General features: G+C 71.5%; 35 protein-coding genes. 15 read left to right on the top strand and 20 right to left on the bottom strand.

Features of this window, described 5'->3' with window-relative positions; genetic code table 11:
* Positions 1–12 precede the first annotated feature (12 nt).
* The 6 genes from yqeK to phoU all read left to right on the top strand — a co-directional run bounded on the left by yqeK (position 13) and on the right by phoU (position 4,784).
* Positions 13–621, top strand: a complete 609-nt coding sequence (yqeK, locus tag C3K08_RS00640; protein WP_199776957.1) for a bis(5'-nucleosyl)-tetraphosphatase (symmetrical) YqeK — start codon at positions 13–15, stop codon at positions 619–621.
* Positions 618–1,967, top strand: a complete 1,350-nt coding sequence (locus tag C3K08_RS00635; protein WP_104989582.1) for an LCP family protein — start codon at positions 618–620, stop codon at positions 1,965–1,967. The genes yqeK and C3K08_RS00635 overlap by 4 nt, the downstream gene beginning before the upstream one ends.
* Positions 1,964–2,359, top strand: coding sequence for a ribosome silencing factor (gene rsfS, locus C3K08_RS00630; protein ID WP_104989581.1), 396 nt, complete (start codon positions 1,964–1,966; stop codon positions 2,357–2,359). Before C3K08_RS00635 ends, rsfS begins: the two co-directional genes overlap by 4 nt.
* 66 nt (positions 2,360–2,425) lie before the next feature.
* The gene (locus C3K08_RS00625; RefSeq protein WP_104989580.1) at positions 2,426–3,115 is read left to right on the top strand and encodes a response regulator transcription factor; all 690 of its coding nucleotides are present in this window, start codon (positions 2,426–2,428) and stop codon (positions 3,113–3,115) included.
* Positions 3,112–4,089, top strand: a complete 978-nt coding sequence (locus C3K08_RS00620) for a cell wall metabolism sensor histidine kinase WalK (RefSeq protein WP_104989579.1) — start codon at positions 3,112–3,114, stop codon at positions 4,087–4,089. Before C3K08_RS00625 ends, C3K08_RS00620 begins: the two co-directional genes overlap by 4 nt.
* 50 nt (positions 4,090–4,139) lie before the next feature.
* Positions 4,140–4,784, top strand: coding sequence for a phosphate signaling complex protein PhoU (phoU, locus tag C3K08_RS00615; RefSeq protein ID WP_104989578.1), 645 nt, complete (start codon positions 4,140–4,142; stop codon positions 4,782–4,784).
* Between the two features lie 15 nt (positions 4,785–4,799).
* Here the strand turns inward: phoU and C3K08_RS00610 are convergent, their stop codons facing one another.
* From C3K08_RS00610 to C3K08_RS18200, 8 genes are all read right to left on the bottom strand, one after another.
* Positions 4,800–5,225, bottom strand: coding sequence for a type II toxin-antitoxin system VapC family toxin (locus tag C3K08_RS00610; RefSeq protein WP_104989577.1), 426 nt, complete (start codon positions 5,223–5,225; stop codon positions 4,800–4,802).
* Positions 5,222–5,449 carry an antitoxin gene (locus tag C3K08_RS00605; protein ID WP_104989576.1) on the bottom strand — a complete coding sequence of 76 codons (228 nt, stop codon included), beginning with the start codon at positions 5,447–5,449 and terminating at the stop codon, positions 5,222–5,224. Before C3K08_RS00605 ends, C3K08_RS00610 begins: the two co-directional genes overlap by 4 nt.
* Positions 5,450–5,481: 32 nt before the next feature.
* Positions 5,482–7,287, bottom strand: a complete 1,806-nt coding sequence (locus tag C3K08_RS00600; protein ID WP_104989575.1) for an ABC transporter ATP-binding protein — start codon at positions 7,285–7,287, stop codon at positions 5,482–5,484.
* Between the two features lie 82 nt (positions 7,288–7,369).
* Positions 7,370–9,163 (bottom strand): ABC transporter ATP-binding protein, encoded by a 1,794-nt coding sequence (locus C3K08_RS00595; RefSeq protein ID WP_104989574.1) that lies wholly within the window; start codon positions 9,161–9,163, stop codon positions 7,370–7,372.
* Between the two features lie 57 nt (positions 9,164–9,220).
* On the bottom strand, positions 9,221–9,640 hold the full coding sequence (locus tag C3K08_RS00590) for an HIT family protein (RefSeq protein ID WP_104989573.1): 420 nt from the start codon (positions 9,638–9,640) through the stop codon (positions 9,221–9,223).
* The gene (locus C3K08_RS00585; RefSeq protein WP_104989572.1) at positions 9,637–10,107 is read right to left on the bottom strand and encodes a peroxiredoxin; all 471 of its coding nucleotides are present in this window, start codon (positions 10,105–10,107) and stop codon (positions 9,637–9,639) included. Before C3K08_RS00585 ends, C3K08_RS00590 begins: the two co-directional genes overlap by 4 nt.
* Before the next feature lie 44 nt (positions 10,108–10,151).
* Positions 10,152–10,634: a hypothetical protein gene (locus C3K08_RS18205; RefSeq protein ID WP_199776956.1), complete on the bottom strand. Its 483-nt coding sequence runs from the start codon at positions 10,632–10,634 to the stop codon at positions 10,152–10,154.
* A 1-nt stretch (position 10,635) separates the two neighbouring features.
* On the bottom strand, positions 10,636–11,316 hold the full coding sequence (locus tag C3K08_RS18200) for a hypothetical protein (protein WP_199776955.1): 681 nt from the start codon (positions 11,314–11,316) through the stop codon (positions 10,636–10,638).
* Between the two features lie 174 nt (positions 11,317–11,490).
* On the opposite strand from C3K08_RS18200, the gene C3K08_RS00575 reads away from it, so the two are divergent.
* Both C3K08_RS00575 and chrA read left to right on the top strand, forming a co-directional pair.
* Positions 11,491–12,585, top strand: a complete 1,095-nt coding sequence (locus C3K08_RS00575) for an acyl-ACP desaturase (RefSeq protein ID WP_104989571.1) — start codon at positions 11,491–11,493, stop codon at positions 12,583–12,585.
* Positions 12,586–12,611: 26 nt separating this feature from the next.
* Entirely contained in the window at positions 12,612–13,772 is a 1,161-nt protein-coding gene (chrA, locus tag C3K08_RS00570; protein ID WP_104989570.1) for a chromate efflux transporter, read from the top strand.
* Here the strand turns inward: chrA and C3K08_RS00565 are convergent.
* Both C3K08_RS00565 and C3K08_RS00560 read right to left on the bottom strand, forming a co-directional pair.
* Entirely contained in the window at positions 13,769–14,068 is a 300-nt protein-coding gene (locus C3K08_RS00565; RefSeq protein WP_104989569.1) for a YkgJ family cysteine cluster protein, read from the bottom strand. The genes chrA and C3K08_RS00565 overlap by 4 nt on opposite strands.
* A 71-nt stretch (positions 14,069–14,139) precedes the next feature.
* Complete coding sequence (locus tag C3K08_RS00560) at positions 14,140–15,240, bottom strand: histidinol-phosphate transaminase (RefSeq protein WP_104989568.1); 1,101 nt, start codon at positions 15,238–15,240, stop codon at positions 14,140–14,142.
* Positions 15,241–15,310: 70 nt separating this feature from the next.
* Here C3K08_RS00560 and C3K08_RS00555 point away from each other — a divergent pair, with 70 nt between their 5' ends.
* From C3K08_RS00555 to C3K08_RS00545, 3 genes are read left to right on the top strand one after another with little or no spacing between them, the layout of a single operon-like run.
* Complete coding sequence (locus tag C3K08_RS00555) at positions 15,311–15,958, top strand: TetR/AcrR family transcriptional regulator (RefSeq protein ID WP_104989567.1); 648 nt, start codon at positions 15,311–15,313, stop codon at positions 15,956–15,958.
* A complete protein-coding gene (locus C3K08_RS00550; RefSeq protein ID WP_104989566.1) occupies positions 15,955–16,272 on the top strand; it encodes a hypothetical protein in 318 nt (105 codons plus the stop codon). Before C3K08_RS00555 ends, C3K08_RS00550 begins: the two co-directional genes overlap by 4 nt.
* A 44-nt stretch (positions 16,273–16,316) precedes the next feature.
* Complete coding sequence (locus C3K08_RS00545; RefSeq protein WP_104989565.1) at positions 16,317–16,787, top strand: hypothetical protein; 471 nt, start codon at positions 16,317–16,319, stop codon at positions 16,785–16,787.
* A gap of 62 nt (positions 16,788–16,849) precedes the next feature.
* Here the strand turns inward: C3K08_RS00545 and C3K08_RS00540 are convergent, their stop codons facing one another.
* Positions 16,850–17,527, bottom strand: coding sequence for an SRPBCC family protein (locus tag C3K08_RS00540; RefSeq protein WP_104989564.1), 678 nt, complete (start codon positions 17,525–17,527; stop codon positions 16,850–16,852).
* Positions 17,528–17,621: 94 nt separating this feature from the next.
* Positions 17,622–17,948, bottom strand: a complete 327-nt coding sequence (locus tag C3K08_RS00535) for a hypothetical protein (RefSeq protein ID WP_104989563.1) — start codon at positions 17,946–17,948, stop codon at positions 17,622–17,624.
* A 258-nt stretch (positions 17,949–18,206) separates the two neighbouring features.
* Between C3K08_RS00535 and C3K08_RS00530 the strand changes: the two genes are divergently transcribed.
* Positions 18,207–19,103: a DMT family transporter gene (locus C3K08_RS00530; RefSeq protein WP_104989562.1), complete on the top strand. Its 897-nt coding sequence runs from the start codon at positions 18,207–18,209 to the stop codon at positions 19,101–19,103.
* Positions 19,100–20,596 (top strand): ABC transporter permease subunit, encoded by a 1,497-nt coding sequence (locus C3K08_RS00525; protein ID WP_104989561.1) that lies wholly within the window; start codon positions 19,100–19,102, stop codon positions 20,594–20,596. The genes C3K08_RS00530 and C3K08_RS00525 overlap by 4 nt, the downstream gene beginning before the upstream one ends.
* A gap of 3 nt (positions 20,597–20,599) precedes the next feature.
* Here the strand turns inward: C3K08_RS00525 and C3K08_RS00520 are convergent, their stop codons facing one another.
* The 3 genes from C3K08_RS00520 to C3K08_RS00510 form a co-directional block, all read right to left on the bottom strand.
* Entirely contained in the window at positions 20,600–21,112 is a 513-nt protein-coding gene (locus C3K08_RS00520; RefSeq protein WP_104989560.1) for a hypothetical protein, read from the bottom strand.
* Between the two features lie 9 nt (positions 21,113–21,121).
* On the bottom strand, positions 21,122–21,397 hold the full coding sequence (locus C3K08_RS00515; protein WP_104989559.1) for a hypothetical protein: 276 nt from the start codon (positions 21,395–21,397) through the stop codon (positions 21,122–21,124).
* A gap of 74 nt (positions 21,398–21,471) precedes the next feature.
* On the bottom strand, positions 21,472–21,699 hold the full coding sequence (locus C3K08_RS00510) for a hypothetical protein (RefSeq protein WP_104989558.1): 228 nt from the start codon (positions 21,697–21,699) through the stop codon (positions 21,472–21,474).
* Positions 21,700–21,748: 49 nt separating this feature from the next.
* On the opposite strand from C3K08_RS00510, the gene C3K08_RS00505 reads away from it, so the two are divergent.
* On the top strand, positions 21,749–22,156 hold the full coding sequence (locus tag C3K08_RS00505) for an NUDIX domain-containing protein (RefSeq protein ID WP_104989557.1): 408 nt from the start codon (positions 21,749–21,751) through the stop codon (positions 22,154–22,156).
* Positions 22,153–22,884 carry a bifunctional dihydropteridine reductase/dihydrofolate reductase TmpR gene (tmpR, locus tag C3K08_RS00500; protein ID WP_104989556.1) on the top strand — a complete coding sequence of 244 codons (732 nt, stop codon included), beginning with the start codon at positions 22,153–22,155 and terminating at the stop codon, positions 22,882–22,884. The genes C3K08_RS00505 and tmpR overlap by 4 nt, the downstream gene beginning before the upstream one ends.
* A 22-nt stretch (positions 22,885–22,906) precedes the next feature.
* Here the strand turns inward: tmpR and C3K08_RS00495 are convergent, their stop codons facing one another.
* From C3K08_RS00495 to C3K08_RS00475, 5 genes are all read right to left on the bottom strand, one after another.
* Entirely contained in the window at positions 22,907–23,884 is a 978-nt protein-coding gene (locus C3K08_RS00495; RefSeq protein WP_234009104.1) for an asparaginase, read from the bottom strand.
* Positions 23,881–24,078, bottom strand: a complete 198-nt coding sequence (locus tag C3K08_RS00490) for a hypothetical protein (protein ID WP_104989554.1) — start codon at positions 24,076–24,078, stop codon at positions 23,881–23,883. Before C3K08_RS00490 ends, C3K08_RS00495 begins: the two co-directional genes overlap by 4 nt.
* A 10-nt stretch (positions 24,079–24,088) precedes the next feature.
* A complete protein-coding gene (gene hemC, locus C3K08_RS00485) occupies positions 24,089–25,018 on the bottom strand; it encodes a hydroxymethylbilane synthase (RefSeq protein ID WP_104989553.1) in 930 nt (309 codons plus the stop codon).
* A 64-nt stretch (positions 25,019–25,082) separates the two neighbouring features.
* A complete protein-coding gene (locus C3K08_RS00480; protein ID WP_104989552.1) occupies positions 25,083–25,610 on the bottom strand; it encodes a DinB family protein in 528 nt (175 codons plus the stop codon).
* Positions 25,607–26,614 (bottom strand): tRNA-dihydrouridine synthase, encoded by a 1,008-nt coding sequence (locus C3K08_RS00475; protein ID WP_104989551.1) that lies wholly within the window; start codon positions 26,612–26,614, stop codon positions 25,607–25,609. The genes C3K08_RS00480 and C3K08_RS00475 overlap by 4 nt, the downstream gene beginning before the upstream one ends.
* Positions 26,615–26,773 lie beyond the last annotated feature (159 nt).

Genomic DNA, 26,773 nt, shown 5'->3' with positions numbered 1-26,773 from the left:
CCACGCGGCCCTATGATCGCGGAGCTGAAGTTTCCCCGGCATCCCCTCGCCGAACTGGCGGGCTGGGACGAGCGCGTGCGATTGATGGTGCGGCCCCGGCGCTACGAACACGTGCTGCGGGTGGCCGAACTCGCCTGCCAGATCGCCTGCGCCAACGGGCTGGACGAGGCGCGGGCCTACGCCGCCGGGCTGCTGCACGACATCGCCCGCGACCTGCCCGACGCCGAACTGCTGCGCCTCGCGCCGCCGGAGTGCCCCATCGACCTCGCCCACCCCCTCGCTCTGCATGGGCGGGCGGCCCGCACCCTGCTGGAGCGCTGGGGCTACCCCGACCCGGTGGTGCTGGAGGCCGTGGAGGACCACACGACCGGGCCGCGCGGGGGCAATCCGGTCGCGGCCTGCGTGTATATCGCCGACGTGTCCGAACCGGGCCGGGGGGTGAATGCCGATATCCGCGAACTCGCCCTGTGTGACCTGGGGGCGGCGCTGAACCGGGCCATCGTGTCCAAGGTGACCTACCTCCAGGGCCGGGGCATTCAGGTGCATCCGCGCACGCTGCGGGCCTACCACGCGCTGCCGGAGGTGCGCTCTCCCGCCTGCGACCTGCCCGGCGTCTCATGACCGAGTCCCCCGCCGGACCCGGCGTGCCGGGCAGCTTTCAGTTCGACTTCGCGGCCCCGGTGCCCTCGCCCGTCCCCCCGCCCCGCTCCCGGCGCGGCGTGCGGGCGGTGCAGCTCGGCGGACTGACGCTCGCGGCGCTGTCGCTGGGTGGCCTCGCGGTGCTGAGCAGTTCGGGGGACGCCTCGGCCGCCGGGGCGGGGGGCGTGCCGCAGTTCACCCTGCTCGTCGCTGGGCGCGACATCGTGTATTGCGCCTCCCGCACCCCCTGCGCCGATCAGGACCAGCGCACCGGCCTGCTGCAACCCCCCAACACCGACACCCTGATGCTGGTCAAGGTGGACGGCTCGGCGGTCAACGTGCTGAACATCCCCCGCGACACCAACGTCGGCCCCTTCAACCCGAAGCTGCGCTGGGCCGAGCAGAAGGTCAACGGCCGCTACTGGGCGGGCGGCCCGGCGGCGCTGGTGGAGGCCGTGGAGACGATCACTGGGGAGAGCATCGACGCCCACGTCATCGTGCGGACCGACTACGTGGCCCGCGTGATCGACGCGCTGGGCGGACTGGACGTGACCGTGCCGGAGGGCGGCATCGAGTGGGTGGACCAGGCGGCGGGGGTGGACCTGCGCCTGCCCCCCGGCAACCACCACCTGAACGGCGAGCAGGCGGTGCTGTACCTGCGCGTGCGTAAAGGCGTGGGGGACGATTACGGCCGCATCGACCACCAGAAACAGGCGCTCACGCAACTCGCCTCGCGCCTGACCTCCGCGCAGGGGCTGACCGCACTCCCCACCATCCTGGGTGGGGTCGGCAACGGGGTGGAGACGGACGCCGACCCCGCCCTGCTCACCACGCTGCTGCCCGAACTGCCCGAGTTGCGGCTGAGGTTCGCCACCCTCCCCACCACGCCGATTCCGGGGACCTCCAACCTCGCGGTGAATCCGGAAGCGCTCGCGCAGGTCTGGGGCACGGACGGCGAGGGGGCCAGTTCCACCCCGGCTGACCCCACCGACCTCGCGGCCGTGACGGTCCGCATCCGGGACGCGAGCGGCGCGGACCTCGGCGGGCGGCTCGCAGGAGCGCTGCGGACGCTGGGGTACGCGCGGGTAAGCGCCCAGACGGTGCCTGCCAGCCGCGAGGCGAGTCAGGTCGTCACCGGGCCGGACGTGGCGGCGGCCTCGCAACTCGCCGACGCTCTGGGGCTGCCCCGGCTTCAGGGCGAGCGGTTTCCCGTGGCCGCGGGCGAGGTGGGTATCCTGCTGGGTGCGGACGCCCGGCAGAGCCTCGCGGCCCTCAGCGCCCTGCCGCCTTCCCCCGACCCTTCCCCACCCACCACGGAGACCCCATGACCCAACCCCAGAACGACACCGAACTGCACCAGCAACTCCGCGCCATCGTGGACGCGGCCCGCGAGCGCCGCGCCGAGGACGTGGTCGTACTCGACCTCACCGAGGTCAGCAGCACCCTCGAATACTTCGTGATCTGCACCGCCACCGCTGGTCTGCAGCTCAACGCCGTGCAGGAGAACATCCGCGAGAAGGCACAGGCCGCCGGGCTGCCGCGCCCCAGCGTGGAAGGCCCCAGCGAGCGCTGGCTGCTGCTGGCCTTTGGCGGCTCGGTCGTGGTGCACATCATGACCAAGGACGCCCGTGAGTACTACGACCTCGAGGGCCTGTGGAGCGACGCCCGCGTGCTCGAGTTCCCGGAAGACGAGAGTCATCACCCGGGCACCACCGCCTGAACTCAGGCACCGTTCCCCCCTGTGCCTGACACGCCCCTGACCCTCCCGCCCCCAGAATGAGGACCGATGAGCCACGTGGTCGTGATCGAGGACGAGGGCACCGTGCGCGACGTGGTGCGCTTTCATCTGGAGCGGGCTGGATTTCGGGTGAGCGCCTTCGAGACGGTTCCGGCGGCCCAGGAGGCCCTGGGCAGCGCCGACGCGCTCGTGCTCGACTGGATGCTCCCCGGCGAGAGCGGCCTGACCTTCCTGCGGCGGCTGCGCTCGGACCCCGCGCTGCGGCGCCTCCCGGTGCTGATGCTGACCGCCCGCGCCGCCGAGGCCGAGCGGGTCGAGGGGCTGGAGTCGGGCGCAGACGACTACCTCACCAAGCCCTTCTCGGCGGCGGAACTCGTGGCGCGGGTGCGGGCGCTGCTGCGGCGCTCGCTGCCCGACGTACCTCCGCAGCTCTCCCATGGCCCCCTTGTCCTCGACCTGGGGGCCGCCGACGCGCGGCTGTCGGGCCGGGGCCTGCCGCTGACCCGGCGCGAGTTCGATCTGCTGGCCTTTCTCGCCGCGCACACCGGGCGGGTGTACTCGCGGGCCGAACTGCTCGACCGGGTGTGGGGGCCGGACTTTCTGGGCGGCGAGCGCACGGTGGACCAGCATGTAACCCAGCTCCGGGCGCACCTGGGGGATGACCCCGCCCGGCCCCGCTTCCTGGAAACGGTGCGCGGCAAGGGCTACCGGATGCGCCCCTGGATGGGGGAGGCATGACGGAGACCGCCGCCACCCCCCGCCCCGACGCCTGGATGGACGCGCTGGGGCAGGCCGTGCTGCTGTTCGAGTCGGCGGGCGGCGCCCCCACCGTCGTGCGGGTAAACGCCGCCGCCGCCCGGCTGTGGGGGGTGCCGCAGGAACGGGCCGCCGGGCGCCCGCTGCTGGAGGTCGTGCGCCGCCACACCCTGGAGGCGCTCGCCGAGCGTGGCGGCGAACTGGAACTCGAGATGGCGGGCCGCACCCTGCGCTGCACCGCGACCCGCGCGGGGCCTGGGGAACCGGGCGCCCTGATCGTGGAGGACGTGACCGAGCACCGCCGCCGCGAGGCCGAGCTGCGCGAGGCGGCGGCGGTGCTCTCGCACGAGTTCCGCACGCCCGTCGCGGGGCTGCGCGGGGTGCTGGAGGCGCTGGAATACGACCTGCCCCCCGAGCTGGCCCGCAAGTTCGTCGGCCAGGGCTTGCAGGAGGTCGAGCGCCTCGGACGGCTCGTCGAGGATCTCGCCGTGGGCTTCCGGCCCACCCGTGCCCGCACCCTGCCGCTGGCAGAAGCCTTCGCGCGGGCCGGGCGGCTGCTGGCCCCCGAGGTCACGGCGCGGGGGGCCAGCCTGACCTTCGGAGACGACCACCTCGTCCGCGCCGACCCCGACAAGCTCTTGCAGGTGCTGCTCAATCTCGTCGAGAACGCGCTGCGTTATGGCCCGCCCGCCGGGGCCGTGGAGGTCATCACGGCCGGGCGCGGGGCCTGGGTGGAGGTCGCGGTGCTGGACGGCGGCGTCCCGCTGGGCGACACCGCCAGCCTCTTCCGTGCCCATACCCGTGGTCCCGGCGTCGGCGGGCAGGGCAGCGGCATGGGCCTGTATATCGTCCGGTCCATCGTGGAGGGCTGGGGCGGGCAGGTCTGGGCCGAGCGCCGCGGCGAGCGTAACGCCTTTTGCTTCACCCTGCCGGGTGGGGGGCACCGTGACCTGTAGGCCGCCCCCTCCCGCCGCGTCCCTTACCCCAGCCACCCCAAGGAGTCCCCATGCGTGAAGCCCTCGACACCGACCTCCGCAGCGTCCTGAACAGCGCCCTGAACATGCTGGGCACCGTCGAGCGAATGCTGCCCATTGCGGGCGAGGTGCTGCTGCACGCCCGCCCCGAGCGGCTGGAGGAGGTCCGCGCCATCGACCGCGAGGTGGACGCGATGGAGGCGCAGATCGAGGCCGAGTGCCTGCGGATCATCGCCCTGCACCAGCCGGTCGCGCGGGACCTGCGGCTGGTGGCGCTGATTCTCAAGAGCCTCAGCGACATCGAGCGCATGGGGGACTACGCCGTGCATGTCGCGGAGGACGGCGCCGAACTCGCGCAGCAGCCCGCGCTGAAGCGCTACGTGAACCTCGCGCGGATGCTGGAGCGCCTCTCGGAGATGAGCCAGAACCTCCGCACCGCGATTGCCGACCGGGACGTGTCCCGCGCGGAGGCCACCCTGCGGATGGACGACGAGGTGGACGAGCTGTACGAGCAGACCCAGCGCGAACTCGTGACCTACATGCTCGAAGACCCCCGCAACATCTCCAAGGCGCTGACCCTGATGCGGGTGGGCCGCAGCCTGGAGCGGGTGGGGGACCATATGGAGAACGTGGCCGAGCGGGTCAGGTACTGGGTGACGGGGCAGCGGGAAGGGTAGGGCTGGGGGAGCTGCCTAGCCCTGGACCCAGTCCTCGACGCTCAGCCCCTGCACCCGGCCGAATTCGCCCACGTTGTGGGTGACCAGGGTGGCTCCCAGGCTCAGGGCGTGCCCGGCAATCAGCACGTCGTAGGGACCGATACTCCGGCCCTGGCGCGAGAGTTCCGCACGGATACGGGCGGCCCGCTCGGCCGCGTCGTCGCCAAAGGGGTAAAGGTCGAGTGCCCCGGCGAGCGCCCCGAGCCGCGCCGCGTTCGCCTCCGGCTGGGCGCTGCGGCGCACCCCGTACCACAGTTCATGCCAGGTCACGCTGGACAGGCCCAGCGCGTGCCCGGCGGCGGCCGTCTCCTCCAGCCGTCGGCGCACCGCCTCCGGGCGGCGGTTCATGGTGTAGATGCAGATGTTGGTATCGAGGAGATAGAGGGTGGGCGGCGGGGTCATAGCAGGGGGTCGCGCTCCTGCTCGGCGGGCTGCTCGCGCTCCGGCATCCCCTCGAAGGCGGTCAGCGCCGCGAAGACCGCGCGGCCGTCCTGCCGGGGCAGCGGCGTGATGACGAGTTCGCGTCCACGCCGGGTGATCTCCACCTCGCCGTAGGGCAAGTGCAGCTCACGCGGAATCCGCACCGCCTGACTGTTGCCGCTGCGGAAGACCTTGCTGCGGGTCACGGCGCACCTCCTGACCTGAGTATAGCCCGTATCTACATCCCCTCCTCCACCCACAGCGCCCGCATCTCGGGGCTACGCGACAGGAGGTCGTTCAGCGTCCCCTCATCCGTCAGGCGGCCGTGCTCCAGCAGCAGGATGCGGTCGGCCCGCGTCAGGGCCGCGCGGCGGTGCGAGACGACCAGACACGTCGCATCCGTCTCGCGGAAGAGGCCGTCCCACAGCTCGGCTTCGGTGCGGGCGTCCAGCGCACTGGACACGTCGTCGAAGACGAGCAGATCGGCGGGCGCAGCGAGCATCCGGGCCACCGCCGCCCGCTGCATCTGCCCGCCGGAGAGCTTGACGCCGCGTGCCCCGACCTGGGTGTCCAGCCCATGCGGAAGCTGCGCGAGGTCGGGTTCCAGTACGGCCAGCCGCACGGCGCGGTTCAGGCGCTCGGGGTCAGCCCCCGTCAGCACGTTTTCGCGCAGCGTGTCGGAAAAGAGGTTGGGAAGCTGCCCGGTGTACGCGCTGCGCGGCGGCACGAAGAAGGTGGCAGGGTCCGCAACCTCCTCCCCGTTCCAGAGGACGCGCCCACCGTCCGCAGGCATCAGCCCCAGCAGCGCCCGCAGCAGGGTGGTTTTGCCGCTGCCGATGCGCCCGGTGACGACCACGAACTCGCCCCGGCGCAGGGTGAAGCTCACGTCGGTGACCCCCGTGCCGTCGGGGTGGTGGGCGGTGAGGCCCTCGACCCGCAGTTCCTCCAGCGGGAGGGCAGATGCGGGCTGGCCCTGCACGGGCGGCTCCTCCCGCAGGTAGACGGGGTGGTGATCCACGAGGGTGTCCTGGGGCGCGTCTTGCAGGAGCCGGGTCATGCGGTCGTAACTCACCCCGGTGCGGCGGTGCCGGGCGATGGCGTCCCCGAAAAAGCCCATGCTCCCGGTCAGGCGCGGCAGCAGGCCGATGAACAGCACAAAGTCTTCGACCCGCATGCCGCCCCCGCGCACCTGGTTGGCCCCCAGCAGCAGCACCAGCCCCACGGCGAGGTTGACCATGTTGACGTTCACGCCCCGGATCAGCTCGGTGAGCAGCACGTCGCGCAGGGCCGAGTGCCGCCGCGTCTCGCCCAGCCGGGCGAAGTGGGCGATCATGGGTTCCTCGCGGGCGGCGAGTTTGACCGCCGAGACGGCCCCGAACGTCTCCCCGATAAAGTCGGTCACGCGGGCGGTCGCCTCGCGCATGCGGCGGCGGTAGGCCCGGATGCGCGGCGAGAGGCGGCCGACAAACACGATCATCAGCACGAGCGGCGTGCAGACCAGCGCGGTGATCACCGGGTCCACCCGCGCCATCAGCACGACCGCCAGCACGCAGTACAGGGCGATGCCCAGGCTGTCCACCCACACCTCGGTGTAGGCGGCCACGTCGTCCACGTCGTCGCGGAAGCGGCTGACCGCCTCGGCGGGGGTATCGGGGAGTCGGCGCGAGCCCTGCGCGGTCAGGAGGTAGTTCAGCAGGTTGCGCCGCATCAGCGCGTCCAGCGTGTACAGCAGCTCGATCAGCCCCCGGAAGGCCCCGTAGAACAGCCCGAAGCGGCTCAGCCGCACCAGGGCGAACCACCCCAGCGCGACCCACGCGGCGGCAATGGGCACCGTGATGGGGTCCCCCGCCAGCCGCAGCCGGTCGGCGTCCTCCAGCCGCCCGAAGAGATTGCTCACCGCCACCGTGAGCAGCGCCGGGGCCATGTAGACCAGCGCCCACATGCCCACGTTGAAGGCGAACAGGCCGGGCCGGTACGCAAAGAGCCGCCGCGACAGCGCGAGGGTACGGGAGGGAGGGGTGGCGGCGGTCGTGCTGGGGGTCATGGAAGGCTCCGGGAAGGGCGCGTGGCGTGTCGCTGGCGGCGTATGGAGGCAGAAGGCGGAAGCTCTGGCCGGTTCACTGCCCTCACGCCAGCACCCCCCCGTCCTCCGCCAGCGTTCCGGCCCGCAGCAGCGCCGCGTAGTGGCTCTGCCCGTCGGCGGCGAGGACCGCGCGGGCGCCGTCCTCCACGACCCGGCCCGCGTCCAGCACCAGAATCCGGTCGGCACGGGCCACCGTGTCGAGGCGGTGGGCGATCACGATGGCCGTGCGGCCCGACAGCAGGCGGGTCATGGCGCGGGTGAGCTGCGCCTCGGTCGCGGGGTCGAGGCGGCTGCTGGGTTCGTCGAGGATGATCACGGCGGGGTCGCGCAGCATCACCCGCGCAAAGGCCAGCAGTTGTGCCTGCCCCGCGCTGAGGCTCCCGGTGGGAAGCGGCGTCCGCACGCCCTCGGGCAGCCGCCCCAGCCACTCACCCAGGCCGACCTCGTGCAGCGCGGCCTCGACCGCCTCGTCGGGCAGGGCGGGGTCGAAAAAGGTCAGGTTGTCGCGCACGCTGGCCTGAAACAGTTGCACGTCCTGGGTCACGACGGCGACCCGCGAGCGCAGGCTCTCCAGCCGCACGTCGCGGGTGCCCACTCCGCCCAGCCGCACCTGTCCCTCGGTGGGGTCGTAGAGGCGCGAGACCAGCCGGGTCAGCGTGGTCTTGCCGCTTCCGGTGCGGCCCAGCAGCCCCAGCGTCTGCCCGGCGGGGAGGTGGAAGGACACGCCTTGCAAGACGGCGGGAGCCGTGGGGTCCTCCGGGTCGTAGCAGAACGTCACGTCCTCGAAGCGCAGGTCCAGCGGGCCGTCCGGCAGCTCGCGGTCCCCCTCCGGCAGCCCCGAGCGCAGGGCGAGCAGTTCGGAAATGCGGCCCAGGCTGGCCCCGGCCTTCTGGAGGTCCTGAAGCTGCTGGGTGAGCTGGTCGATGGGTTCTTCCACCATGCTCATGTACTGGTACATCAGGAAGGCGGTGCCCAGCGTGATCGCCCCCGCCGCATAGAGGCCGATGGCCGAGGCCAGGATGCCCACGTAGCCCACCGCGAACAGCACCATGCTCAGCCACCACACCACGCTGCGCCGCTGCCACGAGTAGGTGGCCCGCCGGAAGAAGTCGCCCTGCACCCGCAGGAAGCCGCGCAGGTGGTGTCCGCCCGCGCCCAGCGAGCGCACGTCTTCCAGCCCGGCGAGGCGTTCCTCCACGTAGCCGAAGAGCCGGGCACTGCCCTCGCGCTCCAGCCGGGTGGGTTCCACGCCCAGCTTGCGGACGCGGTTCATGGCGACGAGGGTGACCAGCACGAAGGCGGTCACGCCCAGCCCCACCCGCCAGTCGGTCAGGTAGAACATCACGACCGCGCCCGTGAGGAGCAGCGCCGCCCCGAACACCCGCACCGCGAACTGCGAGAAGAAGTTGCTCAGGGCGGTCACGTCGCCGTCGATGCGCTCGATCATCTCGCCGGGGGTGCGCTCCTTGTGCTCGCGCATGTCGAGCGAGAGCATGTGCCGCAGCAGGTCCACCCGCAGCCGGTTGGTGGCGGTCCAGCCCACCCGCGCCCCCAGATACGTGGCCCCCGCGTTCAGCAGTTGCACCCCCACCGCCAGCGCGAGGTAAAAGCCCGCGAGCTGCACCAGCCGCCCCACGTCGGCCCCGGCCCCCAGCCGCACCGTGTCCACGAAACGGGCGAGCAGTTGCGGCAGCGTGAGGCTCAGGCCCGTCGCGGAGAGCAGCAGCGCCGCGAGGCCCGCGACCTGCCATTTCAGCGGCCCCAGGTAGCCCCGCAGCACGGCCAGCGACCCGCCGCGTAAGGGGGAAGAAGGAGGAGAGGGGGGCGCGTCCGGCATTCCCCCAGGCTAGTGCGGGGCCGGGGGCCGGGGCATCCGCCGTGTGGCGCAGTGGGGTTAGGGTTGCAGGGCGGAACGGAGCGTGGCCGCCACCTTGTCCAGCGCCGCGCGGGAGGGGTGCGCCGGTCGCACCGCCATCTTCAGGCCATCACCGCTCAGGCGCGGGATGACATGCAGATGTGCATGAAACACGTCCTGTCCAGCCACCTCGCCATTCGCCATCCAGAGGTTGAGGCCGTCACAGGGGAGGCCGCTGGTCTGGAGGGCGCGGGCCACCCGCTGACCCAGCTCGGCCAACGCGCCCGCTTCCTGTGGGGTCAGGTCAGTGAACGTGACCGCGTGCCGCTTCGGGACGATCAGGGTGTGCCCGGTCGTGAAGGGACCAATATCCAAGAAGGCCACGCACAGCTCGTTCTCTGCGACCCGGCTGGCTTCGGCTTCCCCAGCGACAATGGCGCAGAAGATGCAGGCTGTCACGTCAGTTCCCGAATCTTCCTCAGCACCACTTCCGGCCGCACCGTGTAGTCCCCGGTCTGCGCCTCCACATGCTCAAAGCGCACCACTCCTCCCTTATCGATCAGAAAGACGGCCCGCCCCGTGACCCCACGCTCGTCAATCGCCACGCCGTACTGCCGGGCCACGTTCAGGTTAAGGTCGGCCAGCAGCGGCACCTCGATGCCGTACTCGGCGGCCCAGGCCTTGTGGGTGTACACGCTGTCGCGGTTGACGCCCAGCACGACCGCCCCTGCCTCCGCGAAGTCGTCCTGCCGCCCGGAATACTCGGGCAGTTGCATGGAGCACACCGGACTGAAATCCAGGGGATAGAAGACCAGCACGACATGCTGATGCCCCCGGTAGGAGCTGAGGGTCACGGCCTGCCCCGACGTGGAGGGCAGCGTGAAGTCCGGCGCGGGCTGACCGACGAGGCTCTGGCGGGAGGTCATGCCCAGAGTGTAGGCGGGTGGGCTGAGATTGTTGCGCCGACCCTTCAGAACTTCAGCCGCTCCAGTTGCACCCGGTAGACCCCGCCCACAGCCTCCCGCCAAGCGAGCACCGCCGCGCCCACAGCGTTCACCGCCAGCGAGGGCGAGCGGGCGTCCCGCCGGGGGTCGCGGTTCAGCGGCCCGCGCACCTGCCAGTCTCGCCCGGTCCAGTGCGCGGCGAAGACCTGTCCCACCCCGCCCCCTTCCTCCACCCAGGCGACGAGGGGCCGCCCCACCCGGTCCAGCGCCAGCGCCGGGGCCGAGGCCGCGCGGGTGCCCAGCCGCCCGCCCAGGGCCTGCCAGCCCTGCCCGGTCCAGCGCGAGACATACAGGGCATCCTCGCCCCCCGCGTCCTCCAGCCAGGCGACGACCGGGCGTTCCTGCGCGTCCAGGGCCAACTGGGTGGAGGCCACGTAGGTGCGCGGGCGGCGGTTGAGGCTGGCCCCGAGGGCCTCCCAACGGGTGCCGGTCCAGCGTTTGACGAACACGTCAACTCGCCAGCACGTCCCCCTGAAGCCAGGCCACGGTCGCCCGCCCCGCGCGGTCCAGGGCCAGGGCCGGGGTGCGGGCGAAGACCAGGCCATTGTTGAAGGGTTCGCTGCGGGTCCAGGTTCGCGCCGCCGGGTCCCAGGCTCGCACGGTCAGGCGGCTGCCATAGGGGGTCCGCAGCGTCTCGCCCCAGGCCAGCACGGGTTCGCCCTCCCACGCGGCGACCGCCCGCGTCCGGGCCGCATAGGGCAGGTCGTCGCCCAGGTAGCGGGTGCGCCAGTCGGTCCAGGCCCCGTCCCGATAGGCCCGGAAGACCACCACGTCGTTGTCGCCGTAATTCTCGTTCCAGACCAGCACCGGGGTCCCGGCCCGGTCCAGCGCGAGGTTGAGGCTAGAGACCGGGCGCGGCTGGTCGTAGTTCAGGACGCCGCCCAGCGCCTCCCAGGTGGCTCCCTGCTCCCGCCAGACCCGCAGGTGCCGCCCGGTGAAGGTGCCCCGCCCGCTGCTGAAGCGCCCGGCGTCGGTCATCACCGCGAGGACCAGCCGCCCGTCGGGAGCCGCCGCCAGCACGAGTCCGCGCACCGGACCCGACGCGGCCAGGGCGGGGGGGGGAGCGAGTGTGGAACCAGGGGCGGAGGCACCGCCCAGAAGCGTGGCGAGGACGGTCAGGGTCAGGACCATTGCTGCCTCCGTTCCGTGCCGGGCGAGAGGCCGCAGAGGGGCGAAGTTCAAGTTAAACCGCGTCCCAGTTCACGGCTCCGTCAGGTGAGGGAACGTAGCCTATCAGGGTAACGTCCCCCTTCCCTACCCCTCCGGCGGACTGCCGCACGTGCCGCCTCATAAGGAGTGTTTCCGATGGCCGACATCCTGCCCCCCAACATGCTCAACGAGCGCCCCCGCACCCCGGCGGGGCTGCTCAGCAACGCCGAGAAGGACCGCCTGATCGAGCGCGGCTTCCTGGGCCTCTACCGCTGGTACACCGCCCGCAGCCAGGAGACGCGCAACTGGAACCCCGACCGCTCCTTCGAGTGGCTCAAGCTGCGTCAGGACCTGCCACCGGAGATCGTCAAGGTCATCCAGGGCTTTTTCGCCGTCGAGCAGTACGCGCCCGACTTCACCTCCAGCCTCGTGAACCTCGTGCGGCGCTCGCATGGGCGCAGCCACTTCCAACTGCGCTGGGGCAGCGAGGAGGAAAAGCACGCCGACGCCTGGGAGAACGCCGTGCTGTTCAGCGGCCAGCGGTCGCCTCAGTGGATCGAGGAATACAAGGAGCGCCTGCGCTCGCAGACCTGGGAACTCCCCTTTCCCGACGCGATTCACAACATCGTGTACACCGTGTTTCAGGAGCGGGCCACCCAGCTCAACTACCTGAACATGATGAAAATCGCCCAGGGCAAGAGCGAGAAGCCGCAGTACGCGGGTTTTTCCGACCCCGTGCTCGCCAAGGTCGCGCAGACCATCGCGGTGGACGAGGCGGCGCACTACAACTTCTTCCTCGAAGGCGTGCGGATGTACCTCTACTACTACCCCGAGCGCACGCTGGACGCGATCAAGAACGTGATCGGGCAGTTTTCTATGCCCGCCTCGGCTCTCGTGCCCGACTGGCAGGACTTCGCGGAAACCGTCTACCGCGCCGGAATCTACGGCCCGCGCGACTTTCAGCGCGACGTGATGCAGGTGGCCTTCCGCAACCTCGGCATCGAGAGCCGCAAGGCGCTGGAAGAGGGCATCAAGAAGACCCGCGAGGTGCCCGACTTCGAGGGCGGCAACCACAAGACCACCGCCATCTTCGATACCTTCGACTATGGGGCCGTCGAGGGCGACGTGCGCCGATTGCACGCCAAGATTCAGGACTACGAGAAGGAAATCGGCTTCGACCGCTTCGACCCCACCGAGTTCGTGGAAAACCCGGAAGTGCCCAAGAAGGAAGGGCAAGCGGCCGACGATTGACCCTCTCGCTCTAAGCTGACCTCCAGATGCGAACGCTGGAGGTCTTTCTCGTCTTTCTGCGGCTGGGGCTGACCAGCTTCGGGGGGCCGGTCGCCCACCTGGGGTACTTCCGGGGGGAGTTCGTGGAGCGCCGGGGCTGGCTGACCGAGCGGGCCTATGCCGACCTCGTGGCGCTCGCGCAGTTCCTGCCGGGTCCGGCGAGCAGTCAGGTCGGCATGGCGCTGGGGCTGCTGCGGGCGGGCGGATGGGGCCTGCTGGCCGCGTGGGTGGGCTTCACCCTGCCGAGTGCGCTGCTGCTGGTGGCCTTTGCGCTGGGCGTGGCCCGTTTCGGGAACGGCGCGGAGGCCGGGTGGCTGACCGGGCTGAAGGTCGCGGCGGTCGCCGTGGTCGCGCAGGCGGTCGCGGGCATGTGGGGGAGTCTGGTGGGGAGTGACCGGGTGCGGGCGGCGCTCGCGCTGGGGGTGGCGGCTCTGCTGGTGGTGTGGCCTGTCGCTGGAATGCAGGTGGCGGCCCTGGTGGGCTGTGCGTTGGTGGGCTGGCGCCTGCTGCCCGGCGCGGGAGCAGAGGCGGCGTTGCCCCCGGTGCCCGTCTCGCGGCGGGTGGGAGCGGGGCTGCTCGCGCTGTGCGGGGGCCTGTTGTTGGCTCTGCCGTTGCTGGCCGCGCTGGGGCCGGGGTGGGCGCTGTTCGGGACCACCTTTCGGGCGGGGGCGCTCGTCTTCGGGGGCGGGCACGTGGTTCTGCCGCTGCTGGAGGCGGGGTTCGTGCCGGAGTACGTCACACCGTCCACCTTCCTCGCCGGATACGGGGCGGCGAACGCGGTGCCGGGGCCGCTCTTCACCTTCGCCACCTATCTCGGCGCGGCGCAGACGGCCCTGCCCGCATGGGTGGGGGCTTTGATTGCCACTTGTGGCATCTTCCTGGCGGGGGGCCTGCTGATGGCGGGGGCGCTGCCCTTCTGGGCGGCCCTCTCTGCCCGGCCCGCTGCCCGCTCCGCGCTGGCGGGGCTGAATGCCGGGGTCGTGGGCCTGCTGCTCGCCGCCCTGTACCACCCCGTCTTCACGGCGGGCATCCGGGAACCGCGTCACCTCGCGCTGGCGCTGCTTGCGTACGCCGCCCTCACCGCCGGGCGCTGGCCCGCGTGGGCGGTGGTAGGGACGTGCGCGGCCCTGGGGGCGGTGCTGTTCTAGAGCCGGGCTTCGTCCTCCAGCCCATAAATCTCCAGAAAGCGCCGCATCCGCGCCTCCAGCGTGGGCAACGGCGCGACCTCCCCGCACACCCAGTCGGGCTGGTAGCCCCGGCACACGACGGGCCGGGCGGCGTAGACCGCGCACAGGCAGTCGGGCCGCAGGTGGACGCACGGTACCCCCAGCGGCTTACGGAGGGCGTGGATGTCCGGCGCCGAGCAGCACGCCCCGCACGCCGTGCACTCGCGCACTAGGGGCGAGCGCGGCGCAAAGTTGGGGGGTGGGGTAAAGGAATCCATAGGGGGAGGGCGGTCGCGCCGAGGCTAGCGCGTGCGCCCTTGCCCCAGCGTGACCGCCCTCGCGGACGGGCTTACTCGCCCGAAGAAACGTAGGCCCGCGCCGCCGCGAGCAGCGCGTCGTTCTCGGCGGGCGTGCCCACCGCCACCCGCAGGCAGCCCGCCAGCCCCGGCAGCGAGTCCTGACGGCGCACCACGATGCCGCAGGAGAGGAGGTGGCGGTAGGCGGCTTCCGCGTCGGGCGTTCGCAGCAGGTAGAAGTTCGCTTCGCTGGGGAGGGGCTCCCAGACCGGGTGCTCGCGCAGGGCCGCGAAGACCCGCTCGCGCTCACGGCGGACCTCGGCGGCGCGTTCGGCCACGTAGCCGGGGTTCTCCAGGGCGACTTCCAGCGCGGCCTCGGCCAGCACGCCGACGTTGAAGGCGGGCACGAGCTTGCGCAGCTCGGTCGCCAGCGCCGGGCTGGTCAGCGCGTACCCCAGCCGGATGCCTGCCAGCCCCCAGCCCTTGCTGAAGGTCCGCAGGCTGAGGCGGTTGCCTCCCTCCCGGACCAGCGAGCGGTAATCCGTGCCGCTGTATTCGCCGTAAGCCTCATCCAGCACGACGATCCAGTCCTTCCCGGCCGCCTCCACGACCTCGCGCACGGCCTGGGCAGGGTCCACGTGCCCGGTCGGGGCGTGCGGCTGGGTGAGATACAGCAAGCCGGGAGGCTGGGTCCGCAGGGCCTCGACCAGCCCGGCCACCGGCAGCGAGAAGTCGGGGTTCAGCGGCACCTGCACCAGCCGGGCGCCCAGCATCCGCGCCTCCAGGGTGTAGACGGCGAAGGTGGGGCTGACCGTCAGGACCGTCTGCCCGATGCCCGCGAGTTCGGTCAGCAGCTTGATCAGCACATTGCTGCCGGGGGTCAGGACCACGCCCGCCTCATCCCACCCGGTCAGCGCGGCGAGGCGGGCACGAATCCCCTCCGCCCCGAGGTCCGGGTAGCGGTTCCAGGGGCGGGCGAGCATCCGGGCGGTGGCCTCGGCCTTCAGCTCAGCCGGGAAGTCGTAGGCATTCTCGTTCTGGTCGAGCTTGATGGGCACGTCGAGCGGGGTGAAGGGGTAGGCGGGCACCGTCCGCACGGCGGAGCGCACCCCCGCTGGGGCCGCCTGCTCGGGAAGAGAGGGGGTGGAGGTCATGCCGTCCGTTCTAGCACCCTGCCCTCCCGGAGGACCGTGCTACCCTGCCCGCACGCCGCCGCGTCCCCCCATGACGGACCCCCCTGCCCCCTCCCCTCTCCCCCCAGGTTCGGCCTCCCCCGGCCCGGCCAAGTCGCGCCGCGAGCAGATTCACGAGGTCGCCAGCCGCCTCTTTTCCGAGCGGGGCTACCATGGGGCCAGCATGCGCGACCTCGCCGCCGAGCTGGGGATGCAGGGGGGCAGCCTGTACGCGCACATCAGCGGCAAAGAAGCCCTGCTGATTGAGATCGTGGAGCAGGCCGCCCGGCAGTTCGAGGCCGCCCTGATGGACCTCCAGACCGACCCCCGCCCTGCCGACGAGCGGCTGCGGGAAGCGATGGCCCGGCACCTCACGGTGGTCGCGGGCAACCTGGAGAGCGCGACCGTCTTCTTCCACGAGTGGAAGCACCTCTCCCCCGACGCCTACGCACGGGTCACGGCGTGGCGCGACACGACCGAAGCCTTCTACCGGGGGCTGGTGGCGCAGGGGATGCGGGAGGGCGTCTTCCGCGCCGATCTGGACGTGAAGATGACCGCCAACCTGATTCTCTCGGCGGTGAACTGGACCTATACGTGGTACCGCCCCGGCGGACGCCTGAGTCCCCGCGAGGTGGCCGACCGCTACGCCGGGCTGCTGCTGGACGGCCTGCGCCCACCCCCGAAGGAGGCCACCCCATGAGCCACCCCACCGTCACCGTCCGCATCCGCGACGCGCTGCGGTACGCGCAGGGCCGCGCCGAGAAGCTGGGCCGTACCCAGCAGCTTGAACTCGGCGAGAACCTGTTTATCCGCATCGGCCCCGGCGGGCGCAAGTTCCTGCTGTTCTGCCTGGAGGGAGAACCCGACCAGAGCACCGCCCGAGCTGTCGCGGAGGCACTGGGGCTGCGTGACCCGCAGTACGGCTGGCACCAGGGGGCGACCCTGCGCTCCCTGACCGTGGTGGAGGCGGGGGCGCAGGACGTTCGGGAAGGCGGACCTTCACCGGAGGTTTAGCCCCCTCGTACCCCACGGCGGTCCGGCCCACTTGCGCTCCGGCCATGCCATCCATCAACAAGGCGGCCCTGGCCCTCGGCCTTCCCCTCGCGCTGGCGTCTTGCGGGGCACTCGGCGTGCCGCGCGGCGACGTGACCGGCGAGATTCGCGGTACCCAACCCCAGAACGGCGACGTCCGCATCGCGCTCGTCGGTCTAACGGGGACAGGCTACGAGAACAACGCGGTCGACCAGCTCGACATCGGCACCTTCAACCCCCAGAAGCGGGTGTACACCATCTCGCTGCCCGACACGGCCAAAGCGGGCGTGTACGAGGTGCTCGCCTACGTGGACCTCAACAGCAACAAGAAGTTCGACGCGGGTGAACCCCGCACGGCGCGGAGCACACGCGGCCTGATCTACGCGACCTCCGACGCCTCGCTCTTCGGCTTCACCGTCAAGAAGGGCTGGAACCGCCTTGAGGGCACCATGGTTTCCCAGAGCCGCCCCTTTACCAACTACGACCTGAACTGGTAAACGGCCCAGACGAAAGGAGGGCGGCCCCCACACCGGGAAGCCGCCCTTCTTCATGCCGAAGCTCAGTTGACCGGGTTCGCCCCCTCGAAGGTCTGCTTGAAGTTCTGAAGGTCATCCGCGATCTGCTGGCTGGGTTCCTCGCCGAACAGCTTGGCGACGGCCGCGCCCAGCGCCCCGGCGGGCGGACGGTAGGACAGCGCCACATGGATGCGGGTGCCGCCGTTGGGAAGGCTCTCGAACTGCACGCTGCCCGCGTTGTCCACGGTCGCGCCGGGCAGCGAGTGCCAGCCGATGCGCTCGCCGGGCTTGTCGTTGACGATCTCGGCTTCCCACTCGACGTGGGTGCCCAGCGGGGCCTTGGCGACCCAGCGGCTGCGGCGCTCGTCGAGCACGGTGACACTCTCGAGGTGGCTCATGATCCGGGGCAGGTTCTCGAGCTGGCGCCAGTAGGCGTACACCTGATCGGCGGGGCGGTCGATCACCACGCTGTGCTCCACGAAGATGGGCTTGGCCGCACTCGCGTTTCCGCTGAGGCCCGCCGCGTTCATCACGGGGTCATTGCCCGTCGCGCCGCGGTAGGCGAGGTAGCCGCCCGCACCCGCCATCAGCAGGCCCATCAGGCCCTTTTTCCGCAGGCCGAGAATCATCAGGGCCGCGCCCGCCGCGCTGCTGATCAGGCGGCCCTGGTCCATGCTCTTGCTGCCTTCCTTGCTGCCGCTGTTGTCCATGTTCGCACTCATCGTTCTTCCTCCGTGCGGGCAGTCTAGGCCCGGCGTCCCCCAGCCTGAGTTAATCCATGCCCAACTCACATTTAAGGTGCTGCCTGGAAGCGGATTAACGCTCGTCGTTGCGGTCGTTCCCGCTCTGGCCGATCACGTCGGCGCCGTCCGCGTCCTCGTCGCGGGGGGTCAGGCCAGGCTGAAGCATCCCGCTGTTGTCGTTCTGGCGGGTGGGGTCGGGGGTGGCGGCCAGGCCGCCGGAAAGGCTGCCCTGCGCGTACTGGTCGGCCACGTCCTCGGCGGCCTCGCGGTCGGCGCCGGTCTGGGGACCGCCGGGCACAGTCGGATCGAGGTTGGTGTTGGTGTCGGGCGTGTTGTCCGCGCCCATATAAGACGCGCCGTGGGTGCCGGGATCGGTCTTGCTGTTGTTGCGGTCATCCATGCTGGGACCTCCTGGGGTCAGACTTCTCTGCCCATGCTCCGGGCTGGGCAGCCGGGAGCGGATGTGCCCGCCTTGACGGGCCGCTCACGGTCGGGCTGGGGCCGCGCGAGAGCATTGACCCTAAGAATGCGGTAGGTTTCCGCATTCGTGGGCCGAGCGAAGCGAGCAAATTTGAGAAGAGCACTGGGCGTTTGGGGAGGCACCTGGGTTCTTTTGCCCAGAGGCCGTCATTCTGTCCAATGCTCTAGGCTGGCCGTCATGACGACGCGGGTGCCCCAGGTGGGCCGTCTCGACCCCCTCTCGCTGGGCGCGATTCTGGTCACCATCGTGTTCTGGGCGTCGGCCTTCGCGGGCATCCGGGCGGGGCTCAGGGCCTTCTCGCCGGGGCACCTCACCCTCTACCGCTTTCTGGTGGCCGCCGCCGCGCTGATCGTGTATGCCCTCGTTGCGCGGATTCCGCCGCCCCGCCGCGCGGACCTGGGGCCGCTGTTTGGCCTGAGTCTGCTGGGGATCACCCTCTACCACGTCTGCCTGAACTACGGCGAGGTCAGCGTGCCCGCCGGAACGGCCAGCCTGATCATCGCGGCGGGGCCAGTCATCACGGCGCTGCTGGCGACCCGCTTTTCGGGCGAGCGGCTGAACGTGCTGGGCTGGCTGGGCACCCTGGTCAGCCTGGGCGGGGTGGGGCTGATCGTGCTGGGGCAGGGCGAGGAGGTGGGCTTCGCGCGGGGGGCAGGGCTGATTCTGGCAGCGGCCCTCTTCACCAGCCTGTATTTCGTGTTTCAGAAGCCGCTGCTGGCGCGGATGGGGCCTCTCCCCTTCACGGTCTGGAGCCTGATCGCGGGGACGCTGCCGCTGCTCGTCTTCCTGCCGGGCTTCGGGGGAGAACTCGCGCGGGCACCGCTGGAGGCGCACCTGGCCGTGATCTACATCGGCCTCTTTCCGGCGGCGCTGGCTTACCTGACGTGGACTTTCGCGCTCTCACGGGTGGGGGCGAGCGCGGCGACCTCCTTCCTGTACGTCTCGCCCGTGTTCGCCGTGCTCATCGCGTGGCTGTGGCTGGGGGAGGTCCCGACCCTGCTCACGCTGCTGGGGGGCGCGGTGGCGATCGCGGGCGTGGTGCTGGTGAACACGCGCGGGAGGCCCGCCGCATGAGCGCTCCGGGAGAGGTAGGAACGGGTGACGGCCAGACCGCCATCCGCCTGACGAGCGTGACGGTGCGGCTGGGCGGCCAGACCGTACTGGAGGACGTGACGCTGGAGGTGCCCCACGGCGAGTTCCTGGCGGTCATAGGGCCGTCGGGCAGCGGCAAGAGCACGCTGCTGCGGGTGCTCGCGGGCCTACTGCGGGCCGGGTCGGGCCGGGTGGAGGTCGCCAAGCCCCCCGCGCTGATGTTTCAGGATGACCGCCTGCTGCCGTGGCGCACGGCGCTGCGGAACGTGGCCCTGCCCCACGACCTCGGGGCGGGCGGGGGACTGGAGGCCGGGGAAGCGCTGAAACTCGTCGGGCTGGAGGGCTACGCGGGCTACTACCCGGCGCAGCTCTCGGGCGGGATGCGGGCGCGGGTGGCGCTGGCGCGGGCACTGGCCCAGAGCAGCGACGTGCTGCTGCTGGACGAACCCTTCGCCGCGCTGGACGCCCTGGTGCGCGAGCGCTTCAACGCCGAACTGCGCCACCTCCACGACAAGACCGGACGGACCACCGTGCTGGTGACCCACTCCATCCGCGAGGCCGTGTGGCTGGCCGACCGGGTGGTCGTGTTGCGTGACGGCCGGGTGGTTGAGGAACTGGACACGCGGGGAGAAGGCCGGGTGACCGCCTACACCGACGGCCTGGAGGCGCGGCTTCGCAACCTGCTGGGCACGGGTGACTCCACCCGGCTGCGAACCGATCCCCCGGCACGGCTGGACCTGGGAGCGCTGGCGCCGGTCGGGGCGATCGTGGTGGGGCTGGCCGCGTGGGAGCTGGTGGCGCGGGCGCTGGGCCAGCCCCTGCTGCTCCCCTCGCCAGGGCAGGTGTGGGCGGAACTGCTGAGCACGCCGGGGGAGTTCCTGTCCTTCGCGGGCGCGACTGCCGGGGTCACGCTGCTGGGGGCGCTGCTGGGGTCGCTGGCTGGTGCCCTCATCGGCTATCCCCTGGGCAAATCCCGCACGCTCGAACGGCTGCTCAGCCCCTTCGTGGTCGCGGCGCAGAGCACTCCCATCGCGGTGCTGGCCCCACTGCTGATCACGTGGTTCGGGTTCGGGCGTTTTCCGGCGGTGCTCGTGAGCGCCCTGAGCGCCCTGTATCCCGTCATGGTCGCCACCATCGTTGGGGTGCGCGAGGTGCGGCGCACCGACCACGAGCTGTTCTCCACCCTGCGGGCTTCGGGCTGGCAGCGGCTGACGCGGCTGGAACTCCCCTCGGCCCTGCCGGTCATGCTGGGGGGGCTGCGGCTGGCGCTCTCGCTGGCGCTGATTGGCGCGGTCGTGTGGGAGTTCGTGAGCAACCAGCCGGGGCTGGGCTTCGCGGTCAACCAGGCCCGCGCCTACTACGACACGCCCCGGCAGTTCGCGGCCATCGCCCTGCTCGTCGGGCTGGGCGTGGCCCTGTACCTCGCGGTCGCGGCGCTGGAACGCCGGGTGCTGCGGCATCGGCGGGCGCGGTAGGGGTCAGCGGTCGGGGGAGCGCTCGTCGGGACCGGGGAGGATCAGGCCGCGCCCGCGCCCGCAGCGGTGCCACAGCCACGCGATCAGCAGAGCCGCGGGCGTCAGGATCAGCAGAACCAGGCTCGAAGGCAGGAGAAAATCCAGCATCGCCTCGCCCGGCGCGTCCGGGGTCAGGACGCCCAGGGCCAGCGTGACCATGACCGGGATCGACCACGCGGCCAGGGTATAGAGGCTCCAGCGCCGCGACGTGGGGAGTGCCCGCACCGCCGGAACTTCCCGCAACAGACTGATCAGCAGGAAGCTGCCCCCACCGACCAGACCGCCTTCCTGATCCTCCCGCAGGCCCGGCACGCGGGTCCACAGGGCTACCACCCCGGCCACAAGGGCCAGCACGCCCACGGCCAGGCGCCCCAGCACCTGCCGCAGCGTCAGCTCCGGATGCCGTTTCAGCCAGCCCGAAGTCCAGAGAGACAGGCCGACGAGGACGGCAAGGGTCAGGACTTCCAGCCAGAACATGCCCGCAGCCTAGCGGGGACCCTCGCCTTTCTCCCTGCCCGCGTGTCCCTTGCGGAAGATCGGCGGCGGGTCCGTGGGGGACGGCGCGGTGTTGGGGGGCGACTTCGCCGGGAGAACCCAGACCCGCTCCAGCCAACGCCACAGCAACGCCAGCAGGCCGAGGGAAGCGGCCAGCCCCACCATCACCAGCAGCAGCTCGCCCACGTCATCCCTCAAGTGCGGACGCAGCAGCGCGGCTCCGCCGATCAGTCCCAGCAGCGGAAGAAGCAGGACTGCGCCCAGCACCGTCCAGCGGAGGGGCAGATTCAGCGCCCGAAGGGCTGGCGCCTCCGCCCACCGCGACAGCGCCGGAATCCCGATCAGGGCGAAAGCCAGGGGGCTGGGGAAAGGGGGCTGGGGAATTCGTCCCCACCACCAAAGAGGAGCCACGCGGCGGCCAGCGCCACCCCGACGAGCAGGTACAGGCCCAGCAGTTCTGCCAGCAACCGCAGGGCGGACAGGTCGTCACGCCGCCGCTCGATACGCTGCGCGAGCAGGAGCCCCAAAGCAACAGCCGGGAAAAGGATCAGCAGGGAAGGCCAGTCCATCCCTTTGATTCTGCCCCGTCCCCTCCACCCGCACCGTACCCTGCTCCTCATGGACAGACCTGTCGTGTGCGTGGGGGCGCTGGTGTGGGGACCGGGAGAGCGCGTGCTGCTCGTCGAGACGACCAAATGGCGCGGCCTGTGGGGCGTGCCCGGCGGCAAGGTGGACTGGGGCGAGACGCTGGAGGCGGCGGTGATCCGGGAGTTCCGGGAGGAGACGGGCCTGGACCTCACCGACGTGCGCTACGCCCAGACCCAGGAGGCCGTTCTCAGCCCCGAGTTCCACAAGCCCGCGCACCTGCTGCTGGTGGACTTCTTCGCCCGCACGGCCTCGCTGACGGTCACCCCGAACGAGGAGATCGTGGACTGGTCGTGGGCCACGCTGGAGGAAGCCCTGACCCTGCCGCTGAACAGCTACACCCGGACGCTGGTGGAGCTGGCCTGGCGGGAGGCCCGGTGACGGAGGCCGGAGGAAAGGGCACCGCCCTCGTCACCGGCGCGGCGCGGGGCATCGGGCAGGCACTGGCGGTCGCGCTCGCGGGGGAAGGCTACGCGGTGGCCGTCCACTACCGGGGCAGTCAGGCGGATGCCGGGGAAACGGCCCGGCTGTGCGAGGAAAAAGGGGTGCCCGCGACCACCCTCCAGGCCGACCTCACCGACCCGGTGCAGGCACGGGCGTTGGTGGCGGCGGCGCACGGGGCCTTCCCCGGCCGGGGCCTCGCCGTGCTCGTGAACAACGTGGGCAACTATGTCCACAAGCCGCTGCTGGAGACCACCGACGCCGAGTGGGCCGACATGCTGGGCAGCAACCTGACCGCCACCTTCGCCACCTGTCAGGCCGCCGCCCCGCTGATGCAGGCGGCAGGCTTCGGGCGCATCGTGAATCTGGGGTACGCGGGCGCCCGGCACCTCGTCGCGCGGCCGGGGATCGTGCCCTATGCGGTGGCGAAGGCGGGGGTGCTGCACCTCTCGCACGCGCTGGGCAAGGTGCTGGCGGGCACGGGCGTCAGCGTGAATGTCGTCTCGCCGGGGGTGATCGAAACCTCGGTGAGTCAGCCCCTGCGCGAGATTCCCGCCGGACGGGTGGGCACGGTGGAGGAACTCGTGGACGCGGCGCTGTACTTCGTGCGGGCCAGCGATTACGTGACTGGGCAGGAGCTGGAGGTGGCGGGTGGGTGGAACCTGTGAGGCGGACCGCCACGCCCGTTCCTCAGAACTGTCCCTCCCCGAAGACCCCACGGATCTCCTCCAGCCCATAGTCCAGGCTGAGCAGCAGCAGGAGCAGCAGCCGGGCCTTGTGCGCGTTGAGGAAGCTCGCGGGAATCGCCCCGGCGGCCACCAGGGTCGCCCCGCCGCCGGGATAACCGTACACGGGCAGAATCGGCCCGGCGTGGGTGCGGGTGGCGATCACGACGGGCTGCCCGGCCCCGGCACTCGCGGCGACGAGGGGCAGCAGTTCGGCGGGCAGGTTGCCGGTGCCCAGCGCCGCAATCACCAGCCCGTCGGCGCGGGCAGCGGCCTCGGCGTAGCCCTCGCCCTGCCAGCCCGCGTAGGCGTAGAGAATCTCCACGCGGGCCTCCACCCGTGCGGGCGCGTACACCGGCCGCGCTTCCGGCCGGGCGAAGAAGCGCAGGTGGGCCGTCTCCCCCGTTCGGTCGATGCGCCCGATGGGACCGGGATAGCCCCCGAAGGCGTCCACCGCGCTGGTGTGAACCTTCGTAACCGTGCGGGCGTCGAATAGGTCGCCGCCGAAGACGACCAGCGGCCCCCGGCCATGCGAGTCTGGATGCAGGGCGACGTGCGCCGCGTCCAGCAGGTTGCCGGGACCGTCCCAGGACACCTCCTCGGCGTGGCGCATCGAACCCGTCAGCAGGACCGGCGTGTCGGTCGTCAGCGCGAGGTGCAGGAAAAAGGCCGTCTCCTCCAGCGTGTCGGTGCCGTGGGTGACGACGATGCCGTCGGCGTCCGGGGCCAGCCGCTCGATCAGCCGGGCCAGCTCCAGCATGTGCCCCGGCGTGACGTGGGGGCTCGGCAGGCGAAAGGGCTGGTGGGCGGTGACCATGACCCCCGGCAGCCCCGGCACGGCGGGCGCCTCCTGCGGGGTCAGGCCCGGCCCGCCCGGATCGGGGCGGCTGGCGATGGTGCCGCCGGTGTGGATGACCGCGAGGCGGCGCCCCGCCAGGCTCACTTGCGGCCCCGCACCCGGTCGGAGACGAGGACCCACCCGGCGGCAACCACGAAGATCACCAGCGTGAGAGGCAACTCGGCGCGGGCCGCCGCCTCAAAGTCCACTCCCGCGCGGGTACGCTGCCACACGCCGATGCCGAACCACACCGCTGCCGCGAGCAGGGCGACGGTCAGGACGCGGGGCCACGTTTTCAAAGGCGGGGCCTCAGGGCCGGGCGGCGTCGATCAGGGCCGCCGCCCCCTGCGCGAGCATGTCGGCGGCGAGTTCGGCCCCCAGGTCGGCACACTCGGCGGGGTCGCCGGAGCTGGTCGCGCGGATCACCTTCGAGCCGTCCACCGCGCCCACCCAGCCTTCCAGGGTCAGCACGCCGCCCCCCACGGTCGCGTGGGCGCCCACCGGGGCCATGCAGCCTGCCCCCAGCCCGGCCAGGAACTCGCGCTCGGCGGTCACCCGGTCGTCGGTGAGGTGGTCGTGGATCGCGTAGGCCACCTCGATGGTGAGGTCGTCGTCGGCGCGGGTTTCCAGCGCCAGGGCGCCCTGCCCCGGCGCGGGCAACAGCAGGTCGGGCTCCACGAACTCGTCGATGCGGTGGCGCATCTCGGTGCGGATCAGGCCCGCCGCCGCGAGGATGATCGCGTCGTAGTCGGGGGTGCCCAGCGCCGCGAGCCGGGTGTCGATATTGCCGCGCAGGTCGATGACCTGCAGGTCGGGGCGGTAGGCCCGCAGGAAGGCCTTGCGGCGGATGCTGCTCGTGCCCACGCGGGCACCCTCGGGCAGGTCCGCGAGGCGCTTCATGCCCTCCTTGCCGATCAAGACGTCGCGGGCGTCCACCCGCTTGGGGATGGAGGACACCTCCAGGCCCTCGGGCTGCTCGGTGGGCAGGTCCTTGAGGGAATGCACCGCGATGTCGATGCGGCTGCCGAGGAGGGCCTCCTCGATCTCCTTGACCCAGAAGCCCCGGTTGCCCTTCTGGGCCATCGCTTCCAGGCTGCCGCGGTTGCGGTCCCCCTGGGTACTGATGGTCTGGATGCGGAAGTCCGTCTCCGGCCACTCCTCCTTCAGGCGGGCCACCACCCACCGCGTCTGCGCGAGCGCGAGTGTGCTGCCGCGCGTGCCTACCGTCACCGTCCGCATAACCTGGGCAGTATAAGGGCAAGCCCCCCGGGCAGCCGGGACGGGGGCCGCACTCGGGGCGGGTTCAGCCCTGGGCCGGGGCAGGCTGGGGCCGCACGAAACGCAGGAAATCCAGCCACGGTGGGGTGTGTCCCAGCATCCGGATCAGCAGGGCGATCTGGGCGGTGTGGCGCACCTCGTGGGTCAGGACGTGGCACAGCAGGGCGTCGAGCGTGACCGTCTCGCTTCCGGGATCGTCCTGAATCAGCGCCACCCGGCGTTCCAGATCCGGCTCGGTCGCCAGAAAGGCGCGGGTGCGCTCCTGCACCTCGCTCCCGTACTGCAGAATCCAGCTCAGCGCGTAGCCCTCGGCCTGGGGGCGCACCCAGTCGTGGGGGTAGCGGGAGGACACCCCCTGCCCGCCCCGCGCCACGTCGTGAATCCAGTGGTCCTCCACGTCCACGACATGCAGCAGCAGGTCCTTGATGGACCGGAAGCGGTCGCCGCCCTCGATCAGCGGGCGGTTCAGCTCGGCCTCCGGCAAGGCCCGCAGAAAGTTCTGCAACTCCTCGCGTGCGCCGGACAGGTAGGTGTAGTACTCGCGGACGTTCATGAACGCCTCCCAGCATACGCGCTGACCCCCACGGGCGCGGGCGACCATGAGGACCCGTCCAGCAGGGGCGAGAGCGCCGCCGCCACGTCCGCCACCGTATCCACCTGCACGAGCGCGTCACGCAGCTCGGGGTAATCGGGGAGGTAGCGGGGCAAGACCTTCCGCAGCGGGCGCACGCTGGCGAGGCCGAAGCGGTCGAGGCCGTAGAAGGCGACGTGCAGCTCGGCGTGCCGCAGGGCGGTGCGGGCACGCTCGGCGGCGGGCGGGAGGGCGTCGTCGCCCGTCGCCAGCGCCCGGAAGAGCCAGGGATTGCCCACCGCCCCGCGCCCGATCATCACGGCGGCCACCCCCGCTTCCCGCCGCCGGGCGCGGGCCTGCGCCGCCGACAGGACGTCCCCGCTGCCCACCACCGGCACCGGAACCGCCGCCGCCACCCGCGCGATGGCCTCCCAGTCGGCCTCGCCGGTATAGCGCTGGGCGCTGGTGCGGCCATGCACGGTGATCAGGCTGACTCCCGCCGCCGCGAGGCCCTGCGCGATCTCCACGCTGCGGTTCTCGTCCCAGCCCAGGCGAATCTTGGCGCTCACGTCCAGCCGGGTCGCGCCGCGCATGGCGGTGATCAGGTCGTAGGCGACCTCGGGCGTCTGGAGCAGACAGGCCCCACCGCGTCCACGCACCTTGGGGACCGGGCAGCCCATGTTGAGGTCGATGGCAGCGGGGGTGAACCACGCCTCGGCGCGGCGCACCGCTTCGGCCAGAATGTCCGGCTCGGCGCCGAAGAGCTGCACCACCCGGTTCTGCTCGCCGGGGTAGGGGCGGCCCAGGGTGAGTTTCTCGGACTCGCCGCCCAGCACCAGACCGCGCGAGCTGATCATCTCGCTGACGGTCCACAGCGCTCCCTGCTCGGCGGCGAGCTGGCGCAGGGGCGCGTCGCTGTACCCGGCCATCGGCGCGAGGACGGCGCCGGGGGCCTGGAGTCGCCGGGCGTAGAAACCGGAGGTCATCCCGGCAGGGTAGCGCACCCCCCTCCCCCGGCGGGTGAAGCGAGGCTCAAGCGGGGTCTGGAGGGCATTTCACGCTTCGGGGAGGCAGAGCGGGCGTATGCTGCGACCTGTCCGGTTCCCCTGCTCCACTCTGGTCCCGCCCACCGGACGGGAGGCATC

The organism is Deinococcus sp. NW-56, from assembly GCF_002953415.1.
In the GTDB taxonomy this organism is placed as follows: domain Bacteria; phylum Deinococcota; class Deinococci; order Deinococcales; family Deinococcaceae; genus Deinococcus.
This window is presented reverse-complemented; position numbering and strand designations above follow the sequence as displayed.